Source organism: Nostoc sp. CALU 1950, assembly GCF_051172895.1.
Classification (GTDB): Bacteria; Cyanobacteriota; Cyanobacteriia; order Cyanobacteriales; family Nostocaceae; genus Nostoc; species Nostoc edaphicum_A.
Window position 1 is genome coordinate 1 of record NZ_JBDNJQ010000310.1, and the last position, 3,330, is coordinate 3,330.

Genomic DNA, 3,330 nt, shown 5'->3' on the forward strand with positions numbered 1-3,330 from the left:
TGAGTTCTGAGTTCTGAGTTCTGAGTTCTGAGTTCTGAGTTCTGAGTTCTGAGTTGGGTAAATTACGGTTTTTGGCTAACCCACAATGAATGTCATGAAAATATGACATTGTTGCCATTCTCAACATCATAGCTAGCGGCAATTGTCATGAAACCATAACAAGTCGATCCCGGAAGGGCTTATAAATCCGTTAACCAGGCGAAAAACCTACTTGTTCCCCCTTGATCCCTAGATATGCTTAGTGGTTAATATTGACTTAACAAAAACAACTCCTCCGATCCCAAAGAAATGCTAATTTTGGCATAACTGAGGAATTGAAAGGAAACGACCTCAATTTAAAAACAGATTAAAAAACTTAAAAACTGGGCAAAACCAGGAGTCAGGATAAGAAATTCATCTGGAGTGGATGAGATTTTATATAGCATTCTTTAACCAGGGGAAATCATTTACCGCTTAAACTACTGGAGGCCAAATTAATGGCAAAAGAACGCCCGCCACTAGAGGAGATGACCTTACGCCAACTACGCAAAGTTGCTAGCGAATATAGTATTTCTCGCTATAGCCGAATGCGTAAATCTCAACTGCTGTCATCAATACAAGAAGTACAGCGCAACAGAAATTTGCTTAGTCCATCTCGTTCATTGGAGGCACAAGAAACCGTGGAAGCTGCAAAGTTTGAATTAGGTCAGGAAGATCGTACTGGTGGATCTCTAGCTGATGTTGATGAAGGACTCGCAGATTTGCCTTCTGGCTATGGTGATAGCCGGATTGTACTCTTACCGCGCGATCCTCAGTGGGCTTACACTTACTGGGATGTTCCCAATGAACACAAAGAGGAACTGCGCCGACAAGGAGGACAACAACTCGCACTACGGATTTATGATGTCACCGACATCGATATCGAATATCAAAGCCCCCACAGCATTCAAGAATATCCTGCTGATGAACTAGCTAGAGAATGGTATATACCAGTTCCAGTTAGCGATCGCGATTATGTGATCGATATCGGCTATCGTGCTGCTGATGGTCGCTGGTTAGTGCTAGCTCGTTCTACGAGAGTACACATTCCTCCCGTTTATCCTTCTGACTGGATAGAAGATGTCTTCATCACCGTCAACTTTGAAGAAGATTTACGTGGTAAGACTCAATACGAACTAGTTCCCCCTGCCAAGAAAGTTGCAGCTACCGCCAATGGTAATGCTGTCGTGAATGGCAACGGCAACCCCATCTACGACCAAATCTTTGGTTTAGCCGAACCTGCCGAAGCCCTACGGGTGGCTGGTTCTATCTTTGGTTCCCAGCACCAAGTACCAGGTGGAGTGCAATCCCTTAGCTCCTACGTTTTCCCATCTGGTGTAGGTCTGTGGGCAGCTCCCACCGTGTCTGGTTTAACCGCTTCCGGTGCAGGAATGTCAGGTGTTGGCTTCTCGGCTTCTGCCGTACCAATGCGTCCGCGCCAGTTCTGGTTAATTGCCGATGCTGAATTGATAGTCTACGGTGCAACCGAACCCGATGCTACCGTAACCATTGGCGGCCGTCCAATTAAGCTAAATCCAGATGGAACATTCCGCTTCCAGATGTCCTTCCAGGATGGTTTAATTGACTATCCGATTTTGGCTGTAGCTGCTGATGGTGAGCAAACCCGGTCAATTCAGATGAAATTTAATCGTGAGACACCATCTCGGAATACTAACACCAAAGAAGAAGCTGTTTTAGAATGGTTCCCTTAAGTTTTGGCTGTTAGATTAACTCCAGACTGAAATTTTAAATTATTCCCCGCTATAGTAATTCTGTAGCGGTTTTTTGCATTATTATGTATACAAAAAAATTATTTTTGGTATTTAGCTTGATCATTGCAGCGAGCTTACTATCAGGTTGTCAAGAGCTTGAAGCAAATTCAGCCCCAAAAGTATCTAAAACTTGCCCTGGCAAAGATGCTAAGTTCAGTATTGATTTTTTTAAAACCAATAATCAAGGTAAAAAAAGTCAAAGAGGTATTAACAATGTAATTATATTTAATCCCAAATCAGCAGAATTAGATTTCAAAGTTAATGTTGGTCTATCTCACAAACTCTACGCCAAAGATGCGAAGGGAAAACTGCGTAAAGAATATGTACCAAAACAGTTTCGTGAACTCATTGGTGATGAGAATGCCAAATTAAACGGACAACTACCCATTGCCGCAATTAATGCCGACTATATAGATACTGATGATAAACCACAAGGCTTAAACGTTTCTCGTGGCGTAGAATATTCAGGAGCATTTAAAAATAAACGTTCTTCCTTTGGAATATCAGGAGGTAGACCCCAACAGCGACAGGCTACTATCCAAGCTGGCAGAAGAAAAAGCGATATTCTCAATTACAATTTAGTGGGTGGCAATGGTAGATTCTATCGTCAGGGTAAATTTAAAGATATTTGCCAAGATTTGGGAGAATTTGCCTGTAAAAATGCAACTAATCGCTCTCTGGCGGCTATTACTAATCAAGGCTATGTAATCTTATTAGTTAATGACTTGAAAGGTAATTCAGAGATTGAATTATCTCAAGTTAATCAAGAGTTATTCCCAGATACGTTTGATAATGTCCTAGAAGGTATTGCTAGCGATAACTGTTTAGGTAAGATTCAAGAAGGGATTTTATTTGATGGGGGTATGTCTCCAGGATTGTATTATAACCAGAAAGTTTATGTAGAAAACTTTGGGCCGATTGGTTCAGTTTTTTTGATTTACAAAAAATAAAATAGTTATGATTACTACAGTGATTGTAATTTATTTGCAAGCTCTGACTACGGTGTACACACAATTTTAGAATCCTGAATTTTTAACTTTTTGTGAATTCTCAAGTTTGTTTGGATTCACCCAACGATTGACAAATTCGTTGTTGTGTTTGTACACCTTAATTTGCACTTGCTTGGAACTTACCTTAACTACTTCGGCAGGAATTCTTTGGACATCGCTAGAATCCGCGCGAGGCTTGTAAAGCCAAATAACTTTTTGTCCTACTTCAAAGTAGTTAGGATTGCTAGTTAAAGAAGACGTACTTTCTGCCCAAGAGGGGAAAGCAATTGCTAAGTTGATTAAAAGTACTAAGACCACTAGAGTTATTTGGAAAATTTTCATGATCATTGCACTTGTCTTTGGTCTGGTGGGCCAATCAATCTGCTGCTCTAACATTTAGCTATTGTCCTCCTTTGTTTTTTCAAAGTTGAAAGGTAGATACACTAAAACTTCTTTGGGAAATTTAGCAGAATTCATGTTGCACCTCTTTTTTACCTAATACCAATTTAATGTGAAGTTGCACATATCTCGATCCCCCTAAATCCCCCTTA

General features: G+C 40.6%; 3 protein-coding genes. 2 read left to right on the top strand and 1 reads right to left on the bottom strand.

The features are described 5' to 3' along the window. The first annotated feature begins 476 nt into the window (after nt 1-476). Nucleotides 477-1,730: a DUF4912 domain-containing protein gene (locus tag ABF638_RS37270; RefSeq protein ID WP_435027767.1), complete on the top strand. Its 1,254-nt coding sequence runs from the start codon at nt 477-479 to the stop codon at nt 1,728-1,730. An 83-nt stretch (nt 1,731-1,813) separates the two neighbouring features. Next, complete coding sequence (locus tag ABF638_RS37275) at nt 1,814-2,740, top strand: phosphodiester glycosidase family protein (RefSeq protein ID WP_435027768.1); 927 nt, start codon at nt 1,814-1,816, stop codon at nt 2,738-2,740. A 66-nt stretch (nt 2,741-2,806) separates the two neighbouring features. Here ABF638_RS37275 and ABF638_RS37280 read toward each other — a convergent pair whose 3' ends face one another. Then, nucleotides 2,807-3,175, bottom strand: a complete 369-nt coding sequence (locus tag ABF638_RS37280) for a hypothetical protein (protein ID WP_435027769.1) — start codon at nt 3,173-3,175, stop codon at nt 2,807-2,809. Between the last annotated feature and the right edge of the window lie 155 nt (nt 3,176-3,330).